This is a genomic window from Acinetobacter sp. WCHA55, assembly GCF_002165305.2.
Lineage (GTDB): Bacteria > Pseudomonadota > Gammaproteobacteria > Pseudomonadales > Moraxellaceae > Acinetobacter.
This window is the reverse complement of record NZ_CP032286.1, coordinates 455,791-479,439: the sequence shown is the minus strand read 5'-3', so window position 1 is coordinate 479,439 and position 23,649 is coordinate 455,791. Positions and strand designations below refer to the sequence as shown.

At 43.1% G+C, this 23,649-nt stretch carries 18 protein-coding genes, 2 tRNA genes and 3 rRNA genes; 9 read left to right on the top strand and 14 right to left on the bottom strand.

Going from position 1 to position 23,649, the window contains the following annotated elements:
- The 3 genes from CDG62_RS05085 (at window position 1) to CDG62_RS05075 (ending at window position 2,339) form a co-directional block, all read left to right on the top strand.
- Window positions 1-336: a TIGR01244 family sulfur transferase gene (locus CDG62_RS05085; RefSeq protein WP_005401736.1), complete on the top strand. Its 336-nt coding sequence runs from the start codon at window positions 1-3 to the stop codon at window positions 334-336.
- On the top strand, window positions 329-754 hold the full coding sequence (locus CDG62_RS05080) for a beta-lactamase hydrolase domain-containing protein (protein ID WP_087528008.1): 426 nt from the start codon (window positions 329-331) through the stop codon (window positions 752-754). The genes CDG62_RS05085 and CDG62_RS05080 overlap by 8 nt, the downstream gene beginning before the upstream one ends.
- Before the next feature lie 208 nt (window positions 755-962).
- The gene (locus CDG62_RS05075) at window positions 963-2,339 is read left to right on the top strand and encodes a dihydrolipoyl dehydrogenase (protein WP_162904057.1); all 1,377 of its coding nucleotides are present in this window, start codon (window positions 963-965) and stop codon (window positions 2,337-2,339) included.
- Window positions 2,340-2,512: 173 nt separating this feature from the next.
- Here CDG62_RS05075 and rrf read toward each other — a convergent pair.
- From rrf to CDG62_RS05030, 8 genes are all read right to left on the bottom strand, one after another.
- Window positions 2,513-2,627, bottom strand: a 5S ribosomal RNA gene (gene rrf, locus CDG62_RS05070).
- A gap of 200 nt (window positions 2,628-2,827) precedes the next feature.
- A 23S ribosomal RNA gene (locus CDG62_RS05065) occupies window positions 2,828-5,721 on the bottom strand.
- 349 nt (window positions 5,722-6,070) lie between these two features.
- A tRNA-Ala gene (locus tag CDG62_RS05060) sits at window positions 6,071-6,146 on the bottom strand.
- A 68-nt stretch (window positions 6,147-6,214) separates the two neighbouring features.
- Window positions 6,215-6,291 (bottom strand) — tRNA-Ile (locus CDG62_RS05055).
- A gap of 61 nt (window positions 6,292-6,352) precedes the next feature.
- Window positions 6,353-7,890, bottom strand: a 16S ribosomal RNA gene (locus CDG62_RS05050).
- The 16S, 23S and 5S rRNA genes sit together here with 2 tRNA genes alongside, the layout of an rRNA operon.
- A 436-nt stretch (window positions 7,891-8,326) precedes the next feature.
- Window positions 8,327-9,400, bottom strand: a complete 1,074-nt coding sequence (locus tag CDG62_RS05040) for a DUF6670 family protein (protein WP_087527420.1) — start codon at window positions 9,398-9,400, stop codon at window positions 8,327-8,329.
- 27 nt (window positions 9,401-9,427) lie between these two features.
- Entirely contained in the window at window positions 9,428-10,258 is an 831-nt protein-coding gene (gene pssA / locus CDG62_RS05035; RefSeq protein WP_005401245.1) for a CDP-diacylglycerol--serine O-phosphatidyltransferase, read from the bottom strand.
- Window positions 10,259-10,302: 44 nt separating this feature from the next.
- Window positions 10,303-11,160, bottom strand: a complete 858-nt coding sequence (locus tag CDG62_RS05030) for a 23S rRNA (adenine(2030)-N(6))-methyltransferase RlmJ (RefSeq protein WP_086208912.1) — start codon at window positions 11,158-11,160, stop codon at window positions 10,303-10,305.
- Between the two features lie 115 nt (window positions 11,161-11,275).
- Here CDG62_RS05030 and CDG62_RS05025 point away from each other — a divergent pair, with 115 nt between their 5' ends.
- Together CDG62_RS05025 and CDG62_RS05020 are read left to right on the top strand one after the other, a co-directional pair.
- Window positions 11,276-11,878 (top strand): 2OG-Fe(II) oxygenase, encoded by a 603-nt coding sequence (locus CDG62_RS05025; RefSeq protein WP_087527419.1) that lies wholly within the window; start codon window positions 11,276-11,278, stop codon window positions 11,876-11,878.
- Window positions 11,879-11,950: 72 nt separating this feature from the next.
- Window positions 11,951-12,478 (top strand): hypothetical protein, encoded by a 528-nt coding sequence (locus CDG62_RS05020; protein WP_087527418.1) that lies wholly within the window; start codon window positions 11,951-11,953, stop codon window positions 12,476-12,478.
- A gap of 83 nt (window positions 12,479-12,561) precedes the next feature.
- Here CDG62_RS05020 and CDG62_RS05015 read toward each other — a convergent pair whose 3' ends face one another.
- From CDG62_RS05015 to CDG62_RS04995, 5 genes are all read right to left on the bottom strand, one after another.
- A complete protein-coding gene (locus tag CDG62_RS05015) occupies window positions 12,562-12,819 on the bottom strand; it encodes a DUF2789 family protein (RefSeq protein WP_087527417.1) in 258 nt (85 codons plus the stop codon).
- Between the two features lie 105 nt (window positions 12,820-12,924).
- On the bottom strand, window positions 12,925-13,185 hold the full coding sequence (locus CDG62_RS05010) for a DUF2789 family protein (RefSeq protein ID WP_087527416.1): 261 nt from the start codon (window positions 13,183-13,185) through the stop codon (window positions 12,925-12,927).
- Window positions 13,186-13,348: 163 nt separating this feature from the next.
- The gene (locus tag CDG62_RS05005; RefSeq protein ID WP_087527415.1) at window positions 13,349-14,335 is read right to left on the bottom strand and encodes a malate dehydrogenase; all 987 of its coding nucleotides are present in this window, start codon (window positions 14,333-14,335) and stop codon (window positions 13,349-13,351) included.
- A 169-nt stretch (window positions 14,336-14,504) separates the two neighbouring features.
- A complete protein-coding gene (locus tag CDG62_RS05000) occupies window positions 14,505-15,167 on the bottom strand; it encodes a ribonuclease I (RefSeq protein ID WP_087527414.1) in 663 nt (220 codons plus the stop codon).
- Window positions 15,168-15,185: 18 nt separating this feature from the next.
- Entirely contained in the window at window positions 15,186-17,153 is a 1,968-nt protein-coding gene (locus CDG62_RS04995; RefSeq protein WP_087527413.1) for a lytic transglycosylase domain-containing protein, read from the bottom strand.
- 308 nt (window positions 17,154-17,461) lie between these two features.
- Here CDG62_RS04995 and miaB point away from each other — a divergent pair, with 308 nt between their 5' ends.
- The 4 genes from miaB to CDG62_RS04975 all read left to right on the top strand — a co-directional run bounded on the left by miaB (window position 17,462) and on the right by CDG62_RS04975 (window position 21,083).
- Window positions 17,462-18,919, top strand: coding sequence for a tRNA (N6-isopentenyl adenosine(37)-C2)-methylthiotransferase MiaB (miaB, locus tag CDG62_RS04990; RefSeq protein WP_087527412.1), 1,458 nt, complete (start codon window positions 17,462-17,464; stop codon window positions 18,917-18,919).
- 38 nt (window positions 18,920-18,957) lie between these two features.
- Complete coding sequence (locus CDG62_RS04985; protein ID WP_087527411.1) at window positions 18,958-20,034, top strand: PhoH family protein; 1,077 nt, start codon at window positions 18,958-18,960, stop codon at window positions 20,032-20,034.
- Window positions 20,035-20,091: 57 nt separating this feature from the next.
- A complete protein-coding gene (ybeY, locus tag CDG62_RS04980; RefSeq protein ID WP_087527410.1) occupies window positions 20,092-20,571 on the top strand; it encodes an rRNA maturation RNase YbeY in 480 nt (159 codons plus the stop codon).
- Window positions 20,572-20,672: 101 nt separating this feature from the next.
- Complete coding sequence (locus CDG62_RS04975; RefSeq protein WP_087527424.1) at window positions 20,673-21,083, top strand: hypothetical protein; 411 nt, start codon at window positions 20,673-20,675, stop codon at window positions 21,081-21,083.
- A gap of 250 nt (window positions 21,084-21,333) precedes the next feature.
- Here the strand turns inward: CDG62_RS04975 and CDG62_RS04970 are convergent, their stop codons facing one another.
- The gene (locus CDG62_RS04970; protein WP_087527409.1) at window positions 21,334-23,526 is read right to left on the bottom strand and encodes a TonB-dependent siderophore receptor; all 2,193 of its coding nucleotides are present in this window, start codon (window positions 23,524-23,526) and stop codon (window positions 21,334-21,336) included.
- Window positions 23,527-23,649: the final 123 nt, after the last annotated feature.

Below are 23,649 nucleotides of genomic sequence, written 5' to 3'. Positions count from 1 at the left end.
ATGAGCGAAAATGTAGGCTTTGCAGGTCAAATTGGCCCAGAACATTTGGTTCAAGTGGTTGAAAAAGGGTTTAAATCTGTGATCAATAACCGTCCAGATATGGAAGGTGGTCCAGAACAACCAACCAGCGCTCAAATTGAAGAAGCAGCACGTGTAGCAGGCTTGGATTATGTCTACCAACCTGTGGTTGCTGGTCAAATCACCGAAATGGATGTTCGCACTTTTGCCAACCACTTTAATGAACTTCCAAAACCTGTTCTCATGTTCTGCCGTACAGGTAATCGCTCAAATAACTTGTACCAACTTGCCAAACAAATGGATCTGTTAGATGACTAAACGGTTGTTTAAACATGTCATCTATACTGCTCTGCTTTTAGCAAGCAGTACACTTTGGGCAGCAACGAATAACCTGAGCCAAGCACTCAGCCCGCAGCTCAGCGTTTCAGGGGAAATGACTCAAGACAAGTTTGAACAGTTGATAAAACAAGGTTTTAAGTCGGTCATTGTCAACCGACCAGATCAAGAACAAGGCAATACCGTTCGCGTTGATCAACTGCGTAATATTGCGGAACAGTCCAAAGTCAGCGTAATTTACCAACCGGTTACCAGCAGTAAAATTTCTGAAACAGACGTGGTTGAATTTGCTAAATATTATAATGAGTTGCCCAAGCCTATTTTAATGGTCTGTAAGAGTGGTACTCGCTCTAGTCTGCTGTTCAATCAGGCAAAACAACGAGGATTACTCCATGAATAAGCTGTTACTCCTTTTACTCTGCTGTACCTTAATGACAGCATGCAGTTCAATGAATGTACGCCCTACCGTTGGGGTAAGCGTTGGCACTGGCTTATAAATCAAATGAGAGTAAAGACGGCATCTAGTGCCGTTTTTTACAAAATATAATCATCTACAGCCCTGAATATGTTAACTATAGAGTATGTCTCGCTTAGATAAACGTTTGCTTATGTATGATCTGATTATTATTGGGGCTGGAACCGCGGGTATTGCAGCCTACCAACAAGCCATTAAGTCCACACAAAATCTATTAATCATTAATGATGGGCCATGGGATACCACTTGTGCACGTGTCGGCTGTATGCCCTCAAAAGTCCTTATTTCTACAGCCAATCGCATGCATGATATTCAACATGCGGATCGTGTCGGATTAAAAGTAGAATCAAAAATTGACCGTAGCCAGGTCATGCAACACGTACAAGCACTCCGTGATCGCTTTACCTCTAGTACCCTTAAAACTGTAGAAAGCTGGCCTAAGGCGCATAAAGTTCAAGGCCGTGCTCACTTTGTCGATGCAAAAACGGTCGAAGTGAATGGGCAACTCTACCAAGCCAAAAGCTTTATCTTAGCTGTAGGCTCCACACCAAGTTTTGACCCAACATGGAAGAATGAACTCGATGATCGGCTCATTACCTCCGATCAAATCTTTGAACTTGATGCTTTACCCAAATCTTTAGCTGTTATTGGCAGTGGGGTCATCGCGATTGAACTGGCACAAGCCATGCAACGACTTGGCGTCAATACCACCGTCTTTGCACGTAGCCGTAAAGTCGGCGTTTTGACCAGCCCAAAATTGCAACAGTTGGCACAAACAGAAATTAGTGCTGAACTTAAAATTAAATTCGAAGTTTTACCCACAGAAGTTAAATATATAAACGATCAAGTTGAACTTAGTTTTACTGAAAATAGTCAGGCTAAAACACTCAATGTCGATTATTTACTGATTGCCACCGGCCGAAGTAGTCTTTTAAATACACTTCAACTCGGAAATATCGACACATCATTCACAGACTTAAAACATTTACCTGTTGATCCTGAGACCAAACAACTCGCTGACTACCCGATTTTTATCATTGGCGATGCATATACTGATACACCACTACAACATGAAGCCGCACACGAAGGCAAAGTTTCGGTCAAAAATGCATTGAACTTCCCCATTCTAGAATCATGCAAAACTCTAACGCCTTTAGGCATCGTGTTTAGCAACCCAGAAATGGCAACGGTTGGACAAAACTTTAAGCAACTACAAAGTGCAAATATCAATTTTGTCATCGGCGAAGTATCCTATGCAAAACAAGGACGTGCATTGGTTCTGGGTAAAAACTATGGAGCCATCGAGGTTTATGTAGATAGAAGTAGCCAAAAGCTACTTGGTGCTGAATTACTCACAGAGTCTACTGAACATTTGGCCCATTTATTGGCATGGATGATTGCAGAAGAGTTGACTGTCGATGAAATTTTGCAGAAACCGTTTTATCACCCTACCCTTGAAGAAGGTTTAAGAACGGCTTTAAAACATGCGCGTCGACAACTCAGTCCCTGAGCTACCAAATTCATGTTCTTTTACTATAAGTACTTAGACGTTTACGGTGTGTGATTAAACGATTTCATCAACCGTCTTCAATCAAAAATCAATGATAATAAATTCACCATTTCGCTAACCGCATGATAAAAAAACCCCCTCTGCATTAAGCGGAGGGGGTTTTTGAATTAATGAGCTGGCGATGACTTACTCTCACATGGATAACTCCACACTACCATCAGCGCTAAGAGGTTTCACTTCTGAGTTCGGGAAGGGATCAGGTGGTTCACTCTTGCTATTGTCGCCAGCACAACTGTTTATGGATACTCGCTAGGTCTTATGATTGCCTCGCTTTCTACCAAATCTTGCACTCGTTCAAAGCAGTGCTTTGAACATCGTTCATAACAGAACATCTGAGTTAATTTAATTTGCACATTCTACTTAGCTTTATAACTAAATCAAGTTGTTTGCAGTGATTTGAACCACAACACCAACTGTTTGGGTGTTGTATAGTCAAGCCTCACGAGCAATTAGTATTGGTCAGCTTCACATATCACTATGCTTCCACATCCAACCTATCAACGTCGTAGTCTTCAACGGCTCTTTAGAGGACATAAAGTCCTAGGGAAATCTTATCTTGAGGTAGGCTTCCCGCTTAGATGCTTTCAGCGGTTATCCCTTCCGAACATAGCTACCCGGCGATGCGACTGGCGTCACAACCGGTACACCAGAGGTTCGTCCACTCTGGTCCTCTCGTACTAGGAGCAGATCCTCTCAAATTTCCAACGCCCACGGTAGATAGGGACCGAACTGTCTCACGACGTTCTAAACCCAGCTCGCGTACCTCTTTAAATGGCGAACAGCCATACCCTTGGGACCTGCTTCAGCCCCAGGATGAGATGAGCCGACATCGAGGTGCCAAACACCGCCGTCGATATGAACTCTTGGGCGGTATCAGCCTGTTATCCCCAGAGTACCTTTTATCCGTTGAGCGATGGCCCTTCCATACAGAACCACCGGATCACTAAGACCTACTTTCGTACCTGCTCGACTTGTGGGTCTCGCAGTTAAGCGCGCTTTTGCCTTTATACTCTACGCGTGATTTCCGACCACGCTGAGCGCACCTTCGTACTCCTCCGTTACTCTTTAGGAGGAGACCGCCCCAGTCAAACTACCCACCAGACATGGTCCTCGTCCCGGATAACGGGACAGAGTTAGAACCTCAATATTACCAGGGTGGTATTTCAAGATTGGCTCCACCGAAACTAGCGTCTCGGTTTCAAAGCCTCCCACCTATCCTACACAAGTAAGATCAAAGTTCAATGTCAAGCTGCAGTAAAGGTTCACGGGGTCTTTCCGTCTAGCCGCGGGTACACCGCATCTTCACGGCGAATTCGATTTCACTGAGTCTCTGCTGGAGACAGCGCCCCCATCATTATGCCATTCGTGCAGGTCGGAACTTACCCGACAAGGAATTTCGCTACCTTAGGACCGTTATAGTTACGGCCGCCGTTTACTGGGGCTTCGATCAAGAGCTTCGCTTACGCTAACCCCATCAATTAACCTTCCAGCACCGGGCAGGCATCACACCCTATACGTCCACTTTCGTGTTTGCAGAGTGCTATGTTTTTAATAAACAGTTGCAGGGGCCTGGTTTCTGTGGCTGCCAATAGCTCAAGGAGTAAATCCTATCACCGTCGGCAGCGTACCTTCTCCCGAAGTTACGGTACCATTTTGCCTAGTTCCTTCAGCAGAGTTCTCTCAAGCGCTTTGGTCTACTCGACCTGACCACCTGTGTCGGTTTCGGGTACGATTCCTATGTAACTGAAGCTTAGAGACTTTTCCTGGAAGCATGGTATCAGCCACTTCACTGTACAAGTACAGCTTGCTATCAGTTCTCAGCATAGAGTACCCCGGATTTGCCTAAGATACATGCCTACAACCTTCCACCTGGACAACCAACGCCAGGCTGACTTAACCTTCTCCGTCCTCTCATCGCATTACATAGAAGTATTGGAATATTAACCAATTTCCCATCGACTACGCCTCTCGGCCTCGCCTTAGGGGTCGACTCACCCAGCCCCGATTAACGTTGGACTGGAACCCTTGGTCTTTCAGCGTGCGAGTTTTTCACTCGCATTGTCGTTACTCACGTCAGCATTCGCACTTCTGATACCTCCAGCATACTTCTCAATACACCTTCATCGGCTTACAGAACGCTCCCCTACCACTTGCAATAAATTGCAAATCCGCAGCTTCGGCATATAGTTTTAGCCCCGTTACATCTTCCGCGCAGGCCGACTCGACTAGTGAGCTATTACGCTTTCTTTAAAGGGTGGCTGCTTCTAAGCCAACCTCCTAGCTGTCTATGCCTTCCCACATCGTTTCCCACTTAACTATAATTTTGGGGCCTTAGCTGGCGGTCTGGATTGTTTTCCTCTTGACTACGGACGTTAGCACCCGCAGTCTGTCTCCCGGATAGTACTCATTGGTATTCGGAGTTTGCATCGGTTTGGTAAGTCGGGATGACCCCCTAGCCGAAACAGTGCTCTACCCCCAATGGTATTCGTCCGAGGCGCTACCTAAATAGCTTTCGGGGAGAACCAGCTATCACCGAGTTTGATTAGCCTTTCACCCCTATCCACAAGTCATCCCCTGGCTTTTCAACGACAGTGGGTTCGGTCCTCCAGTTAGTGTTACCCAACCTTCAACCTGCTCATGGATAGATCACCCGGTTTCGGGTCTACACCCAGCAACTAAACGCCCTATTAAGACTCGATTTCTCTACGGCTCCCCTATACGGTTAACCTTGCTACTGAATGTAAGTCGCTGACCCATTATACAAAAGGTACGCAGTCACCGAACAAGTCGGCTCCCACTGCTTGTATGCATGCGGTTTCAGGATCTATTTCACTCCCCTCACAGGGGTTCTTTTCGCCTTTCCCTCACGGTACTGGTTCACTATCGGTCAGTCAGGAGTATTTAGCCTTGGAGGATGGTCCCCCCATATTCAGACAAGGTTTCACGTGCCCCGCCCTACTCGACATCATCATATAAGCCCTTTCGTGTACAGGACTATCACCCACTATGGTTGCACTTCCCAGAGCATTCCACTAGAACTTATATGACTTAATGGGCTTTTCCCCGTTCGCTCGCCGCTACTGAGGGAATCTCAATTGATTTCTTTTCCTAAGGGTACTGAGATGTTTCACTTCCCCTCGTTCGCCTCGTATGACTATGTATTCATCATACGATACCTGCCTTATGACAGGTGGGTTTCCCCATTCAGAAATCTCCGGATCACAGGATATTTGCCGCCTCCCCGGAGCTTATCGCAGGCTATTACGTCTTTCATCGCCTCTGACTGCCAAGGCATCCACCACATGCACTTAATTACTTGACTATACAACCCCAAACAGTCGTTAATCCCTACAAGTAGGATTAAGACAGTCTATGATGATTCCTCATCACTTCCTTACAGTTTGTTGCTCTGTGTACTTAAACACTGTACAGCTTCAATTCAATTCACATACCAAAACGCTTGATTCAGTTAATTTCGCTAGTAACTCATTTCTCCAACCTTCATCAATCAGTAATAAATCACTGTTAATGTCGATCTTTAAAACGAGTATGAACAAATTATTTCAACTCAAATATATTCTGTTAATGATTTTTCCAGCCTTCGTCAGGTCAGGAAACTGTGATAAATCACAGAAGTTAATAAGCTTTAACTTACTAAATTCTATAATCTATGGTGGAGACTAGGAGAGTCGAACTCCTGACCTCCTGCGTGCAAAGCAGGCGCTCTACCAACTAAGCTAAGTCCCCAGCTTATCAATAAGTCAATGTTTCTGTTTTTCTGTATTCAGCATTTAATAATACCGGTTAGTCAGATTTGGTGGGTCTGACAAGACTTGAACTTGTGACCCCACGCTTATCAAGCGTGTGCTCTAACCAACTGAGCTACAGACCCTCAGATACATCGTCATGAAGAACAACTTGTTGTGGATTCTTACCAATCGTCAATCTTTCGTTAAGGAGGTGATCCAGCCGCAGGTTCCCCTACGGCTACCTTGTTACGACTTCACCCCAGTCATCGGCCACACCGTGGTAAGCGTCCTCCTTGCGGTTAGACTACCTACTTCTGGTGCAACAAATTCCCATGGTGTGACGGGCGGTGTGTACAAGGCCCGGGAACGTATTCACCGCGGCATTCTGATCCGCGATTACTAGCGATTCCGACTTCATGGAGTCGAGTTGCAGACTCCAATCCGGACTACGATCGGCTTTTTGAGATTAGCATCCTATCGCTAGGTAGCAACCCTTTGTACCGACCATTGTAGCACGTGTGTAGCCCTGGTCGTAAGGGCCATGATGACTTGACGTCGTCCCCGCCTTCCTCCAGTTTGTCACTGGCAGTATCCTTAAAGTTCCCGGCTTAACCCGATGGCAAATAAGGAAAAGGGTTGCGCTCGTTGCGGGACTTAACCCAACATCTCACGACACGAGCTGACGACAGCCATGCAGCACCTGTATGTAAGTTCCCGAAGGCACCAATCCATCTCTGGAAAGTTCTTACTATGTCAAGACCAGGTAAGGTTCTTCGCGTTGCATCGAATTAAACCACATGCTCCACCGCTTGTGCGGGCCCCCGTCAATTCATTTGAGTTTTAGTCTTGCGACCGTACTCCCCAGGCGGTCTACTTATCGCGTTAGCTGCGCCACTAAAGCCTCAAAGGCCCCAACGGCTAGTAGACATCGTTTACGGCATGGACTACCAGGGTATCTAATCCTGTTTGCTCCCCATGCTTTCGTACCTCAGCGTCAGTATTAGGCCAGATGGCTGCCTTCGCCATCGGTATTCCTCCAGATCTCTACGCATTTCACCGCTACACCTGGAATTCTACCATCCTCTCCCATACTCTAGCTTCCCAGTATCGAATGCAATTCCTAAGTTAAGCTCAGGGATTTCACATCCGACTTAAAAAGCCGCCTACGCACGCTTTACGCCCAGTAAATCCGATTAACGCTCGCACCCTCTGTATTACCGCGGCTGCTGGCACAGAGTTAGCCGGTGCTTATTCTGCGAGTAACGTCCACTATCCAAGAGTATTAGTCTCAGTAGCCTCCTCCTCGCTTAAAGTGCTTTACAACCAAAAGGCCTTCTTCACACACGCGGCATGGCTGGATCAGGCTTCCGCCCATTGTCCAATATTCCCCACTGCTGCCTCCCGTAGGAGTCTGGGCCGTGTCTCAGTCCCAGTGTGGCGGATCATCCTCTCAGACCCGCTACAGATCGTCGCCTTGGTAGGCCTTTACCCCACCAACTAGCTAATCTGACTTAGGCTCATCTATTAGCGCAAGGTCCGAAGATCCCCTGCTTTCCCCCGTAGGGCGTATGCGGTATTAGCATTCCTTTCGGAATGTTGTCCCCCACTAATAGGCAGATTCCTAAGCATTACTCACCCGTCCGCCGCTAGGTCAGTTACCGAAGCAACATCCCCCGCTCGACTTGCATGTGTTAAGCCTGCCGCCAGCGTTCAATCTGAGCCATGATCAAACTCTTCAGTTAAAATCATTAGTAGCTTATGGCTACAAATCTTGGCTCATCAATTTTCTGACATTAATTTCTCAAATAAACTTCGAGTAATTTCTACCATTCAATCAATGAAATATTTTCGATCGATCAATCAGTAAAAATCCACACAAGTTGTTCTTCATAATCTCTTAATGATCTTCTTACTGATTCGTCATCAGCAAGCTAGGTCGGCTATACTACTCTCTTTCAAGAAGAAGTCAACTGGTAATTCAAATTATTTTAAACTCTCTTTCCAAAACCCAACTCAATCAATTTTAACTAAGTTACTGTTTTATCAGAAGTTTTAATCTTCATCACCGCCGATGGATGTGCATTCTACAGTATTTCCAAACCAACACAACCCCTTTTCCTCAATTATTTATAAAAAATTCCTCAACTGTTTACTTATTCAGCAAAATGGCGCTTTTTCTTATTTTTTGAGTGAAAAGGGAACAATTTCTCCAATTTCATTGCGTATTTTTTCTTGCGAATTTTTCTCTTGCCACTTTAATGCACGACAATCCACATATTCACAATAACCACTTTCGCCCTGTTCCTCATAATTATCCATTTTGAGTTGATATTTAAAACTTCCCACATAACCCGCAGCCAAACCAAATTTAAAATCACCACGACTTTGCGCACAAACATGAATGTGATGTCCCTGTTCATCTTGATAATGCCATTCAAACTCTCGCGGCAAATACATTTTTTGCCCATTGGGAGTTTTCACAGCAGGATAAACACGATGGACTTGAAAGCGCACCATCTGATCAAACATATAGGTTTGTTGTTTTTGCAAGTCACGTATATAGATACGTGACTGCACAATTCGATTAAACGAATCCCGAATTTGCTCTAACAATAGTTGACGCTGATCCGCTAGATTGATGATTTGATAGGTGAAAAAGGCTAAAGGTAAATAACTAAAGTCAATACTGCGCGCATAATCAAAAGCCCCTAACTGGTCAATGTCATAACGCTGTTCTTTATATTTAACTTCCCCCTGACATCGACACAATAGAGACCAATGCTCGGCAAGACCAAAACGTAATTTGGTGAAATGTGAAATCAGCGGCGTTGTTGCAATTTCAATTTCAAAACTCAACTCTGTGTCTTTTCTTTGAATTTGAAATTTTGGGAACGTTCCCATGAGCTGTTCTTTATTAGCAAATTTAAATGTTTTTTCTTGAAATGAACATTCCGCAGAAATTGAATAACGGTTCAGCTGCCCTGCCATATGTGGACTACTACTGGCCAATACGGTAGCAGTATCCAAAGGGGTAGTTCTAATTGCACTATTATTTCTAAACATAGGCGTATTGGGCTGACCAATCATGCTCAAAAAATTTAAATAATGTAATGGCGCAGGAAGATTGGGAATGGTTAAAGCTTGATGTATAATTTTATATTTTTTATTGGGTGGATGATAAGCAGGGAGTGACCGTGAAGGAGCCTGATTAAGTTGTTTAGACTGATCGAGAAAATCTTGAAACAACCACATATCACACTCCTTCTACATATCATTAACTCATGATGGGCTGTGCTGACGTCGTGCTAAAAACGTAGTAACAAAGCCAGATAGTGCATAAATCAAGGAAATGACTAAAATACCAACAGGAATATTGTAAGTCATTGCAGCAAAAATAAAGACCGCGATAGGAAGGACAAAAAATGGAACGCGCTTACGATCTACCGTCTTAAATGAATAATATTTAATATTCGAAATCATGAGGAGTCCGACAGACACGATCACTGCTGCACTAATGGCTTGAATACCCCGCTCACGAATATCAAAAATTTCTGGGAAGTCGAGTCCAACCCAAACCAATGAAATAATAATAATGGCAGCAAGAGGACTAGCTACACCAATAAAGTAACGTTTATCGACCACACCAATTTGCACATTAAAACGTGCTAAACGGAACGCAGCACAGGCGGTGTAGACAAAGCAACACGCTAAACCAATGCGCCCGAGCGAATCCAAACTCCAGCTATACATCAAAATAGCGGGTGCAACACCGAACGCCAATAGATCCGATAAAGAGTCATACTGCTCACCAAAAGCACTTTGCGCACCAATGGCTCGTGCAACGCGGCCGTCTAAGCCATCCAACAACGCTGCCAAGAAAATGGCATAAATCGCTTGCTGGAAGTTGCCATTCATACTGGCAATGATGGAATAAAAACCTGACAACAACGCTGCCGTTGTAATCAGGTTCGGCCACAAATAAATACCTCGACGTTTTACTTTTTGACCTTCCTGTGTATGCTCTTCTTCTTCCACCTCGAAAGTAATCCCATCAAACGTAGGCGTACTGCGGGGTGAAGATTCGCTTTCAGGTTTATTTATATTTGTCATTCTCTGTCGATCCTAATGTAGCCTTTTCTCTTACTAGTCTATCTTTATTCGCCAACTAACCAACGAACAGCAGCATGACCACCATTTTCACTCATACGCAAATGCGGGAATAACCATTGTAGCGCTTCATCTGCATCTTCAGAAAACTTCCAAGGCGGGTTAATCACCAATAGACCACAGCCGTTTAAACCCACTGGAGTGTCATCTGGCCAAACACATACTTCACAGATCAACTGACGGCGAATACCGGTTTTAATCATTTTCTTTTCAAAACGTTCAATCATCGCGCGATCTTTGATTGGATACCAAATCGCAAAGACCCCTGTTGACCATTTTTTATGTGCTGCTGCAATCAGGTCAACTAACTGTGGAAAATCTTTACGTTCAACTTCATAAGGTGGGTCAATCATCACCAAACCGCGTTTTTCTTTGGGTGGAATGACACCGAGTAAGCCTTCATACGCATCGCGCTCATGCAAACCCGCGCGTTTGTCACGAACGTTGTAATACAACTGTTGGAATACATCACGCTGCATTTCAAAAATAGTGGCTTTGTCGATTTCACGCATGCCTTCCAATGCAAACCACGGCGAGCCTGGATAAGCACCTTTACCTGAACCTTCACGCATTTTTTCAACAATTTTTAAATACTGCTGAACACCCTCAGGCGCATTACGCTTAATCGAGTCATCAAGTTTTACTAAACGGTGAATACCATTTAAGAACTCACCCGACTTTTGTGCTTCTGAAGTCGATAAATCATATTTACCAGCACCGCCATGCGTATCAATATAACGATACGGTTTATCTTTTTGATTGAGGCGAGTCAAAATCTGAAGCAAAAGGACATGCTTCATGACATCTGCAAAGTTACCTGCATGGAAGTGGTGACGGTAATTCATGTTTCTATCATTCCTAAAATCAATGAGTATTTTAGCATGAAAAATAGTTTCGTTCAGACTGCTTTCATACACTAGAATAACCGTGGCTTTTCTTTGTCTTTTTTAGGTTAATGTAATGGAAGCAGTTCTTCTCCCAAAGTCTTGGAATGTTGATCAAATCCTAGATGATTTAGATCAACATGGTTTTACCATCATTGATGACGCCTACTCTAAAGACTATGTACATCAACTTATTGAAGAATGTACCTCGAACTTAAACCACTTTCGTGAAGCCGCTATTCAAAATGGTGTCATCAGTAAGATCCGTAGTGATCACATTTTATGGTTACATCCCGAACTCCACATTTCCAATCAACATGTACAGTCCCTTTTTAGCTTAGGTCAAGAGCTCAACCGTGCTTTTTATCTTGGTATTCGGGACGTCGAAGCGCATTTTGCTTGCTATAACGCTGGCGAGTTTTATGCACTACACCGTGATAATCCTCAAGGTAAAAATGGTCGTATGATTTCTGCGGTTTATTATTTACACGAAGACTGGCAAGACAGCTGGGGAGGAGAGCTTCATCTACAAGATAAAAATAACATTTGGCACGTACTGCAACCCAAACCAAATCGTATCGTACTGTTTCAAAGTGACTTGCTACATGAGGTTTTAAAAGCCAAACATCAGCGTTTATCGATTACTGGATGGTTACGGAGTGACAGTACAATTCTGTGATTCAGGCAATAAGACTTTAAATTGTAAAAAGTATCCTCATATACTGAACATCAATTGATGAGGATGTAACCGATGCGTGCCAACAGTCAACACATTATTCAGCGTATTGGTGAAACAGATCAACTCTACCTAGAAGGCAATAGCCCTGAATTAGCGCTTGAGCGTGCTGATTTGCGCTTACAGTTGGTCACACTGAGCCAGCTTCGCCAAGAGCAAGTCCACTTTTTACAAGAAGCAGTAGTATTACTTGAGCAAGGTCGAATTGAGTTTGAGGAAATGCCTTTATCTTTGTACCTCAATTTGTCTTTGCATCTAGCAAAGGCTTATATGCTGTACTTTGAAATCACCAAAGAAGATCGCTTTGCACTGATTACACAGCAAATTTTAAAACCACTAACCAGCTATGGTCAGGGCGATATTTACCTGTTTTTGGCCTATGCCTCGGTCAGTAGAAAAGAATCCGCATTGGCACGACACTGGCTTGGTAAATATGCGAAAAGCTCCGAGTTTGATTTCGTTTTACTGCGTGAACATGCCGCTTTTGTCGACCTTCATCAAGAAGATTGGTTTATCAAACTCATACAAAGTAAATTGCACTAAAATATACAAATAAAAAACGCCTGAAATCAGGCGTTTTTTATGGATCAATCCCAGTATCTAAATTGCGAAGCCATAGAATCAATTTAAGCTGTTTGAAGTTTATAAGCATCAAGATGTAGCTGTTGATTGAGCTCATCAACCATAATCGCCCAATCATCATCTTGCACCAAATGACTGATTAATAACGCACGTTGAGCGGAATTCCAAAACGCTGCGTCGTGTAAAGATTGATGCGCAGGAAGTTGATGCGTACGAATATATAACTCAATGGCAGCTGCACTGTTAGCAAGTCCCAGTTGAGAGAATAAAAGCTCTAAGGATGGTTTGTGTTGATTGAGCATCTCGCCCTCCTTATCAATACTATTGTCAATTATTATTGAATTAACTTATATGTATTTTTTAAAAAAACCTAGTCTTAAAACTAGGTTTGTTGTTTCAATTTGTGATTATAAATGACACGAACCTGAAAGTTTATTTTCTGTATGTAATTGCTCGTTTAACTGGTCAACGACCAACGACCATTCATCATCTTTTTTCCAATTGCTGATAATAAAATCATGCTGTGCTTTAGACCAAAAAGGTGCTTTATGCAATGGAACATCTGAAGTGAGTTGATGTGTGTCAATAAACTGATCTATCGCATCCGCACTTGCATCAAGCCCCAATTGCTCAAATAAAAGTTCTAAAGTCGGTTGTTGATCAAACATCATTGTTCTCCTCAAGCCCTGATCATGCCCTATTAGAATAAACCTTTGGTCATCAACGCTCAGTTGTATCTACATCACAGCATGTTATTTTTTGTTCAATACACTTCCCATAAAAAAAGCACCCCAAACGGAGTGCTTTTTCAACTTAATCAGTTCGATTAAATTATTTAACCATGTCAGCAACTGCTGCACGTTCTTCTTCTAACTCATTCAGAGTGAAGTTAATACGCTCACGGCTGAATTCATCGATTTCAAGACCTTGAACGATTTTGTATTCGCCATTTTCAGTTGTAACAGGGAAACCGAACATTACGCCTTCAGGAATACCGTAAGAACCGTCAGAAGGAATACCCATAGTTACCCATTTGCCGTTTGTGCCAAGAGCCCAATCGCGCATATGGTCGATTGCAGCATTAGCAGCAGACGCGGCAGAAGACAAACCACGTGCTTCGATGATTGCAGCACCACGTTTACCAACTGTAGGTAAGAATACGTCTTTGTTCCAAGCCGCATCGTTGATTTTGTCTTTTAAGCTTTCGCCGTTTACAGTAGCAAAACGGTAGTCAGCATACATCGTTGGAGAGTGGTTACCCCAAACAGTCATGTCTTCGATGTCAGAAACTGCAACACCTGCTTTTTGAGCAAGTTGAGTCAAGGCACGGTTGTGGTCAAGACGTAACATTGCTGTGAAGTTTTTCGCAGGAAGATCTGGAGCAGATTTCATTGCGATGTAAGCATTTGTATTTGCAGGGTTACCTACAACAAGTACTTTAACGTCACGGCTAGCAACTTCGTTTAGTGCTTGACCTTGACCGATGAAGATTTCACCGTTCACTTTCAATAAGTCAGCACGTTCCATACCAGGACCACGTGGACGTGAACCAACCAATAACGCGTAGTCAGCATCTTTAAATGCAACTTTTGGATCATCAGTACCGATCATGCCAGCCAATAATGGGAAAGCACAGTCGTCTAGTTCCATCATTACGCCTTTAAGCGCAGCTTGAGCTTTCTCAAAAGGAACTTCTAACAATTGCAGAATAACTGGTTGGTCTTTACCTAACATTTCGCCACTAGCGATACGGAATAATAGGCTATAACCGATTTGACCAGCAGCGCCAGTAACGGCAACGCGAACAGGTTGCTTCATGTACTTATCTCCATTTGAGGAACGTTATATGATTAAATAGCTGTTCTATCTAATCTTAATAATCATAAACGGCAAAGATTGTACTCCAATACTTTGGCAGATGCATGTAAAAGAGAATGAATTCCAACAAAAGTATGATAGGAAATATAAATTAATTTAGGGAAAGAGATTAGTAAGAACCCTTGATCGCAAAGGAATTTGGACAGTTTTCTTGAATATTCTCTGCACAAACTTTGTACTGACCATTGGGTTTATAACAGACCTTGACTTCGGTCAAAATATTGGTTTGACGGTGAGTACGGCAGCTAAAACGCAGCCCGCTTGCAGGCAGTCCGGGGTTCAAACGCTGAAACTGCCCTCGTAAGGTATTAAGTTGCGCGGTTTTATTTTCAGATGAAGTCAAATCTGCGGGAATTTTTAAACGTTCTGCATAATTAATTACGTTACGAAAATATTGACTAGCACTCATCGGCACACACCCACCAATCTCTGCCCACAACTGGCGACGCGCATGTTCATCGGGCATGACTCTAGCGACCACTTTGGCCTGAAGTGGTGACAGCACTGCTGAGGAATTGGTCTGACACTCTCGTGTCGTGGTTTCAGGATACAAGCCTGTGATATTGAGCGAATAGCCTTCCAAACATTTCCGTTTCTTTGAGCCTTGATTATCGAACAAACACACAGCTGGTGTCATTTGAACTTCCATCACATAGCCAAATACAGTCGGTGTTGCATGGGCTGATGTCGCAAAAAATCCCAGAGCAATGCCACTACTGATCAACAGCAGAAGCTTTTGCGTCAAGACTGATTGGGATGACATCAAAACCATAAAATGCCTAGGCCTTTATTATTGATTTCTAAAAGGAATATTTTGCATGCGCTGGGTGATCGACTGTGGCCCCTGTCCAAGCAGCACACCATAATGTGTCGCATTACTCATGACATGCTTGACGTAATCACGAGTTTCAGTCAGAGGAATACTTTCTGTGTATTGATCCGCCGCAATGGGCTGATTTTCAGGTTGCCAACGACGCGCACGATTTGGCCCTGCGTTATAACCTGCTGTGGCAAGTACAGGACTGTTGCTTAATTGGCTTTGAATCATGGACAAGTAGAACGTGCCATAACGAACATTGGTATTCATATCACTCAGTGCAGCAGGATTATAGGTTTCACCCATTTGTCTAGCGACCAGTTTCGCCGTATCTGGCATGATTTGCATCAAACCACCTGCCCCGACATGCGAACGAGCATGGGTAACAAATCGGCTTTCTTGGCGCATTAACCCATACGCCCATGCAGGATCTATGCCTGCATTGCGACTATGACTGACTACATAGCTTTGATGCGGCATGGCATAACGATAGCTATAGTTATGTTGCTTGACCGTTCGATCCGCTGCATAGATCGCGCGGTCATACCACCCCATTTCTGTGGCACGTTTGGCAGCAGCCAAAATTAAGCCATCATCTTGTTTTAAATAAGCTTGTCGTACTGCCCAGTTCCACTCACGGTTGACATAATTGTCTGGTGCGTTGACATTGCGCAATGTAAAAGCACGGCTAAAATGAATATCCTGATTCAAACGCTGTATGTCAGCATTGCTAGGTTGGGTATTCGCAGGAATGGTCTGATAACGTTGTCCAATACGATCTTTTGCCAATAAGTTATGATAATCGTCACCTACTGACAATTTTTTGAAGATCTCGCGCGCCAGTGCCTTTGATTTTGCATCACCACGTTGTTCTGAAGCACGGGCTAACCAATATTGCCAGCGGTCTTCTTGTTTCTGCGTCACACTCATGCCATCAATGGCACGAATGACACTCTCCCATGCCCCAAAGCGAATGGCTTGGCGCGCATAAATTTCGGCTTCTTCTTCACTCAGTGCTAAACCATAACTCCGATCGAAAGCTTGCAACACTTCCACATTAAAATTGTTTTTCATCACGGTTGTGCCACCAATATACCCCACAGCGCGGTACAACGCTTTTTGCACTGACTCAGGGGTACCCTCTGCAGCACGCTTTACCGAAGCCAATGCAGTATTTAGATCACTATCGGCTAAACGGCCAATGGCATAAATTAAATACGCTTGATCTGCCACCGATGCTTTCGGTGCTGACCATAGATAGTTCAGTGGATCGGCTTGGATGCTATTCAACTGTGCCAAAGACAGATTCATACCAATGGTTTGTGCGGTTGCAATCGCTTGACCTGCTTGCCCTGCACGCAGCTGTGCCCATAGACGCTGTTGTTTGTCTTGCTCCGTCATCAGTGGACTAGACAACATCATGCGCCCTAGCCCAGTACATGATTCAGGCTGTGAATTGGTTGTGAGCCAAACATCTTTGTATTCGGCAAAAACCAAAGGGTCGCCTGACTTGGCACGGACTTGCGCTATGGCACAGCTTTCTGCACGATCTGCATTGGACACATAGGTCAATACTGGCTGTGCAGAAGTAAAGTCGGCCATTTTAACTTTTTCTTCGATGTAATCTGCTGCTAACTTCTCAGCCATGGCAGATTGCGGATAGCGCTGTGCAAAATTGACAATATTCGCCGCAGGCTGTAACGCTAAATTACTGTTAAGCACCCAGTATTCAGGATAATAACCCAACACATCACCCTGCATACTGCTTTGATATTCTTGCAACAAACTCACATTGCCTGCATTGGCTGCGCGTAAAGCATCATTGAATTGTTCATCTGCTGCCTGAGTCGCTGCAGATAGACCCAAGGCAGCCACACCCAACGCAAACACTTGATAATATTTATTCTGTAATCGTTTTAACATGGGTTTGCCTTCAGTCATCTTTGGATTGCCTAGTCGCGTCTCATCATTTTCATTAGTTTAATAACTCATAACAGACTCTATTGTTCTCTTATGTAACCTTATGATTAGACAATATTAATTTTCCTGCATTTTCACTTCACAAATCAATCTTTTTAGCTTCAGATTTAAAGCTATAAGTTTATTCAGATTTCCTGCTAGAATATGTGCCTTTCGTAGTTTTCACATGGTGTTTGATCGCCCTTTTTTGTCGCTAGCTAAGCTCTACTTTCGCCGCCACAGATACCGATCAGACACAAAACCTAGATTTATCCCCCTTAGGAGCCTACATGACGGTTCAAACCTTCATTCCAAATGGTGCCCAAGCTGCCTCAGAAAACACTGTTACCCAGCCACAGCACACCCCAGCCATCGATGGATCAGTTAAAAAACTGTATATCGAGACGCAAGGGTGTCAGATGAATGAGTATGACAGTCACCGTATGGCAGACTTACTGGGCGACTCGCACGGTTATGTGCTGACCCAAGACCCGAAAGAAGCCGATATTCTACTCATGAACACCTGCTCGATTCGTGAAAAGGCCCAAGAAAAAGTTTTCTCAGAGTTAGGTCGCTGGCGCAAGCTGAAAGACAAAAACCCTGACCTAATCATTGGTGTTGGTGGTTGTGTAGCCTCTCAAGAAGGTGACAACATTCAAAAACGTGCCAACTATGTCGACATGATTTTTGGCCCGCAAACTTTGCACCGTTTGCCACAAATGCTGGATCAGCACTTTGATCAAATCGAAAAACCCAAGAAAGAAAAAATCAAATTGGTCGATATTTCTTTCCCTGATATTGAAAAATTCGACTTTTTACCTGAACCGCGTGTGGAAGGTTACAAGGCTTTTGTTTCAATTATGGAAGGTTGTTCAAAATATTGTTCATTCTGTGTAGTGCCCTACACTCGTGGTGAAGAAGTTTCTCGCCCATTGGATGATGTTTTAGCTGAAATTGCCACCTTAGCCGAAAAAGGCGTACGTGAGATTTCTTTGTTGGGTCAAAACGTCAATGGTTACCGCGGTGAAACGTTCGAAGGCAATATCTGTACTTTTGCAGACTTGTTACGTCTTGTTGCAGAAATTCCAGGAGTTGGTCGTTTGCGTTATACCACCTCACATCCACTTGAGTTTAATGATGACTTGATTGAATGCTACCGTGATCTACCACAAATGGTGTCGCATCTACATTTGCCCGTACAAAGTGGCTCAAACGATGTATTGCAAGCCATGAAGCGTAACCACACCATTGATGTGTATATCGACAAAATTGCCAAATTACGCAAAGTTCGTCCAGATATGCATTTATCCAGTGACTTTATCATTGGCTTCCCAGGTGAAACCGATGCACACTTTGAAGAAACTTATCAGTTTATCAAAGATATGGACTTTGACCACTCCTACAGTTTTGTCTATTCAAAACGCCCAGGTACACCAGCATCTGAACTTGAAGACACCACACCTGAGGATGTGAAAAAAGAGCGTCTCAGTAAAGTTCAAAAATGGATCAAACGCTCAAGTATTGACAAGACTGATGCCATGCTTGGCACGATTCAACGCGTTTTGGTCGAGAAAGTTTCGGATAAAGATCCAAATCTACTGATTGGTACGGCGGATAACACTCGCTATGTGAGTTTTATTGGTGATCCAGCATGGGTCGGACGTTTCGCCGAAATCGAAGTGACAGAGATTAAAACTTTGAATTTTGTTTATGGTGAACTCTTGAATCTTGAGCCTGACGTGGCGTAATGTAAGGGAATAGATTCTGACTACTTAAAGGAATTCTCTTGACTGCAGCGATTCGACGTACAGTAACTTTTCCTGGGGTTTCAATAGAACGTTTAAAGAGCATGCTCGGTGCTTATAACGGTCATTTGAAACAAATCGAACAGCGTTTAGATGTCACTATTTCCCATCGAGGTGATGCATTTTATGTCGATGGTGAAATGGATGCAGTTGAGAGAGCAGAAGGTCTGCTCCATCGCCTGCATGAAGAAGCAGAAAATACGGCACAAATCAGTGCTGATACCTTACACCTCATGATTCAAGGCAGTCAAACTGACCGTGAATTGCAAGAAGACTTCGACGGGCAAGAGCACACTGGTTTAGATGAAGTGTGGCTCCAAACCCGTAAAGGTCGTATCAATCCACGCGGTGCCAACCAAAAGCGTTATGTGCAGCGTATTCTACAAAGTGATATTTCTTTTGGTATTGGGCCTGCGGGTACAGGTAAAACTTATCTCGCAGTTGCAGCCGCAGTCGACATGCTAGAACGCAATGAAATTCAACGAATCTTATTGGTTCGCCCTGCTGTTGAAGCAGGTGAAAAACTGGGTTTTCTACCAGGTGATTTAAGCCAAAAAATTGATCCGTATTTACGTCCGCTTTACGATGCCTTGTATGAAATGCTTGGCTTTGAAAAAGTGGCTAAACTGATTGAACGTCAAGTGATTGAAGTGGCACCACTGGCTTATATGCGTGGGCGAACTTTGAACCACTCTTTCGTGATTTTAGACGAAGCACAAAACACCACGCCTGAACAAATGAAAATGTTCCTCACACGCTTAGGCTTCGGTTCACGTGCAGTGATTACTGGCGATATCACACAGGTCGACTTACCGCGTGGTCAGCAATCTGGTCTGGCGCATGCTTTGCGCATCATCGACAAGATCAAAGAAATTCACATCACCCGCTTTCACTCTCGTGATGTGGTCCGTCATCAATTGGTGCAAAAAATTGTTGAGGCCTATGAGGGATGGGATGCAGAACAACATCGCTTAACGGCTGAAGCGCGTGCTGAACGCAAAGCGCGTCAAGAAGCCTTAGTGGCTGAAAATGATGCTGCTGCCGATGCTCAGCATTAAGTTAAAGTCTGCGGGCATTTTAACATGCCCGCAGATGTCATTATTTAAGGATCTATTTTGAAACTGAGTCTTTCTCTACAGCAGGACTTTCAAGCCCCTGAGTTGGTCTTGAAACGTGCATATATTAAAAAGGTTGTAGAAACTGTTTTACGTCATATTGGCACACAGAGTAACTGTGAAATTGGCATTGCGTGTGTCGACCATGATGAAAGTCACAAATTGAATTTAGAATATCGTGGCAAAGATAAATCAACCAATGTGTTGTCTTTCCCTAGCGATTTACCTGATGAAATGGCGCAGATTCTTGACTCATTTCCCATTGGTGATTTGGTCATTTGTATTCCTGTGGTGTTGTCGGAAGCAAAAGAACAAAACAAAGTACCACTGACGCATTTCACTCATATGTTGGTCCATGGCACTTTGCACCTCATGGGCTATGACCATGAAACGTCAGAAGCAGATGCTGAAGAAATGGAAAGTATCGAAATTGAAATTTTGGCTAAACTCGGTTTTGAAAACCCTTATTTAGAACAGTAACTATTAGATTTGAAACAACTTACCCGATTCATTTCGATGTATCGGGTTTATTTATGCTAAAAATAAAGCAAGATGAAAAAATAGATGAAGAGATTATAAAAATGCATACACCAATTTCAAAACTACTCTGCATGATCACCCTATCCTGCACCACGCCACTTTATGCTAATAGCAATACTGAAAATCAAACATCCTGTCAGGAAGTGAAGTTTTTAGACTCGGCTCAGGCTTGGGCTGGACATTATTATTTACACGGCGTGATGGAGGTCGGTTCCGAACTTTTACTAGAGCCCAACGGTAAATTTAAATGGTACTTAGCTGTCGGCTCTTTAGACCAGTATGCCGAAGGGACATGGTGGAAAAATGGCGACTGCATTGGTTTAAAGGCACTGCCGAAATATAGCAAGCAATTAGAAATTTTTCCTAACCGCCTAGATGTGGAAGAGTCTCATTTAAGCGTGACTTGGATGGGTGGACGTCAAGACGGTACCTATATCCGCGCAACCCAATAAACTGAGTTCGCCCAAATAATCAAAGCCTGATTAGAAATGCACAGCTCAAGGCACTTCAAACTCTGCCTCTGCTGGGTCAAAGACCACATAGCATAACAACTGAAAAACAATGACACAGCCATTTAAAGTTGAAGTCTGAAACTTTGAACGTGCTGACTCAAGTCAAAACAGCATGTGAATAAGCCTAGACTTATCCACATTTACAATACAAAACGGCTGTTAATAAGCCGTTTTGTATTTCTCAAGATTTTTAGAATTGATAGCGGAAAGTGAGCGTTGCATTGCGTGGTTCACCGTATACCATACTGTTTGCACCTATACCTTCATAATACTTTTTATCAAATAGGTTATTGATATTTAATTGTGCTTTAATATTTTGATCAATATCATATGCAACCATTAAATTAGCTAAAGCATATGCATCTTGCATAATTTTTTGGCGTCCCTCACCAGTATAGAATGCACTCTTATAGTTTACTCCACCACCAACGCTCCACTTATCCAACGTATATTTGGTAAATAGATTTGCCGTTGTACGTGATGCAAGCGTTTCAACTTTTTTACCGGCTGCATCTTCTGCACTAAAGTGAGTAACACCAAAACTCAGATTCCAGTTTTTTGTAAGTTCACCATCAAGTTCAAATTCAACACCTTTGCTTTCAACCCCATCAACACTACGATAGGCTTGTTCTTTAGTTGGATCGCCATTTGCATCAGGAATAAAGACATTATCAATTGCTTCCGCAACATTGTCTTGCTGTGTTTTAAACACTGCCAAACTGGCATTCAATTGACCATCTAAAAACTCGCCTTTTAGCCCTGTCTCTAAGCTATTACCATTACGTGGATCTAGATACTCACCATTTACATTTCTTTTATCTTCTGGTTTGAAGATTTCGGTATAACTCGCATACCAAGAATAATCATCTAAGAAGTCAAAAACCAAGCCTGCATAAGGCGTAACTTCATTATTAAATTTACGGTTATTTACACCATCTTCACTTTCATACTTCCAATTTGACACGCGCACCCCTGTAATCAACTTTAAGGGGTCAAGCAAAGTAAATTTACCTGCTAAATATGCTCCAGTTTGTGTCGTTTTATTAGGTACCTGATAAAGATTTGAATTAGAAATATCACCCGCTAATGGCATATTGATATTATCAAAATCAATGGTTGCCCCTGAAAGTGTTGGCGAACCCGAATACCAAGTGTCATCTTTACTTTGGTTATACATAAAACCCGCAACGACTTCTTGCTGTAAACCACCCAACGTAAACGGTGCCGAAATAAAGGTATCAATATTATTTTCTGTGGTTTTGGTGCGATCAGACCATGTCGATAATGAACCAACACCTTGATTTGTCGCCTTATCGACTGTTCCAGTATTAGGAACCGTGCCCCCATTAGCATAGCTTGGTCCAAAATACAAAAGCGCAGTTTCTTGCTTTAGTTCTCGATAAGAGTAATTAATATTTAAATTAACATCCTTAAACAACTTTTGTTTCATTGTCGCAAAAGCTGAAATCGTATCAGTGTCCCAATAGGTCCAATCTGAAGAAACAATTTTTGATCGATCAAAATTCGTTCTTGTCCCATCACTGTAGAAAGCTGGTAAGCCGCCCCATCTCACACCATCACGTTCAAGGTTTTGATAGCTTGCCCCCACAGATACATAAGTGCTATCTGTCAAATCCGCATCAATTACACCATAAAGAACATTATTTTCTTTTTCATATCCATCCATGAATGAATCTTTATTTTCATGTTTCACAACTAACCGACCTCGAACATCGCCATCACGAGTTAAAGGCGCAGAAATATCAGCAGTAGAGCTATAATTGTCCCATGAACCAAAAGATGTACTTAAGCGCCCTGTTAATTCTTTTGAATCTGCATGTTTTCGGATCATATTAATGGCAATTGCTGGGTTTCCTGCCCCTGTCATTAAACCATTGGCACCTTTTACCAATTCAACTCGGTCATATATGGTGAGATCTGGGTCACTTGCATCCATACCCACTGTGCTAGGAACACCATCAAATAAGTAATAATCCACGTCAAAACCACGAGCAGTAGGGTATTGACGCTCATCCCAACGATTTGCAGCTAAACCTGTGACAGTATTTAGCATATCTTGGAAAGAATTAATATTTGCATCATCTAAATACTCACGAGTTAAAACTTTAACCGACTGCGGTGTTTCACGAAGTGACAAATTTAATTTGGTCGAAGTACTGGCACTCTTAGCCGTATAACTCTTTGTTCCTTCTGTTACGGCTGGATTCTCTTCCTCAGCCTGAACAGTGATGGTTTCAAGCTGGGTGCTTTCATTGTCTATTGCTGCTGCAGATACCAACGTCGGGAGAAATACTGTTGCTGCCGCCATAGCCAACATCAGTGGGCTAACTTTAAAACGATTTAATGTTGGAGAGTTGTACATAAAACTATGTCCTTATAACAGGGATCGAATATTTAAATGCATGCACGCTCTTACCCCGTCGCTTCGCTATAAAGAAAGATGCTTCTATGCTCAAAAATATTTAACAAAAAACACACTGCAAAT

Excerpts from the sequence above, each read along its gene's own strand:
- CDG62_RS05005 (WP_087527415.1), bottom strand. The coding sequence starts at position 14,335 with ATGAAGCAACCTGTTCGCGTTGCCGTTACTGGCGCTGCTGGTCAAATC.
- CDG62_RS04995 (WP_087527413.1), bottom strand. The coding sequence starts at position 17,153 with ATGACTGAAGGCAAACCCATGTTAAAACGATTACAGAATAAATATTAT.
- CDG62_RS05020 (WP_087527418.1), top strand. The coding sequence starts at position 11,951 with ATGCGTGCCAACAGTCAACACATTATTCAGCGTATTGGTGAAACAGAT.
- CDG62_RS05080 (WP_087528008.1), top strand. The coding sequence starts at position 329 with ATGACTAAACGGTTGTTTAAACATGTCATCTATACTGCTCTGCTTTTA.
- CDG62_RS05040 (WP_087527420.1), bottom strand. The coding sequence starts at position 9,400 with ATGTGGTTGTTTCAAGATTTTCTCGATCAGTCTAAACAACTTAATCAG.
- CDG62_RS05085 (WP_005401736.1), top strand. The coding sequence starts at position 1 with ATGAGCGAAAATGTAGGCTTTGCAGGTCAAATTGGCCCAGAACATTTG.
- CDG62_RS04975 (WP_087527424.1), top strand. The coding sequence starts at position 20,673 with ATGCATACACCAATTTCAAAACTACTCTGCATGATCACCCTATCCTGC.
- CDG62_RS05015 (WP_087527417.1), bottom strand. The coding sequence starts at position 12,819 with ATGCTCAATCAACACAAACCATCCTTAGAGCTTTTATTCTCTCAACTG.
- CDG62_RS04970 (WP_087527409.1), bottom strand. The coding sequence starts at position 23,526 with ATGTACAACTCTCCAACATTAAATCGTTTTAAAGTTAGCCCACTGATG.
- pssA (WP_005401245.1), bottom strand. The coding sequence starts at position 10,258 with ATGACAAATATAAATAAACCTGAAAGCGAATCTTCACCCCGCAGTACG.
- CDG62_RS05025 (WP_087527419.1), top strand. The coding sequence starts at position 11,276 with ATGGAAGCAGTTCTTCTCCCAAAGTCTTGGAATGTTGATCAAATCCTA.
- miaB (WP_087527412.1), top strand. The coding sequence starts at position 17,462 with ATGACGGTTCAAACCTTCATTCCAAATGGTGCCCAAGCTGCCTCAGAA.
- CDG62_RS05075 (WP_162904057.1), top strand. The coding sequence starts at position 963 with ATGTATGATCTGATTATTATTGGGGCTGGAACCGCGGGTATTGCAGCC.
- CDG62_RS05010 (WP_087527416.1), bottom strand. The coding sequence starts at position 13,185 with ATGTTTGATCAACAACCGACTTTAGAACTTTTATTTGAGCAATTGGGG.
- CDG62_RS05030 (WP_086208912.1), bottom strand. The coding sequence starts at position 11,160 with ATGAATTACCGTCACCACTTCCATGCAGGTAACTTTGCAGATGTCATG.
- CDG62_RS05000 (WP_087527414.1), bottom strand. The coding sequence starts at position 15,167 with ATGGTTTTGATGTCATCCCAATCAGTCTTGACGCAAAAGCTTCTGCTG.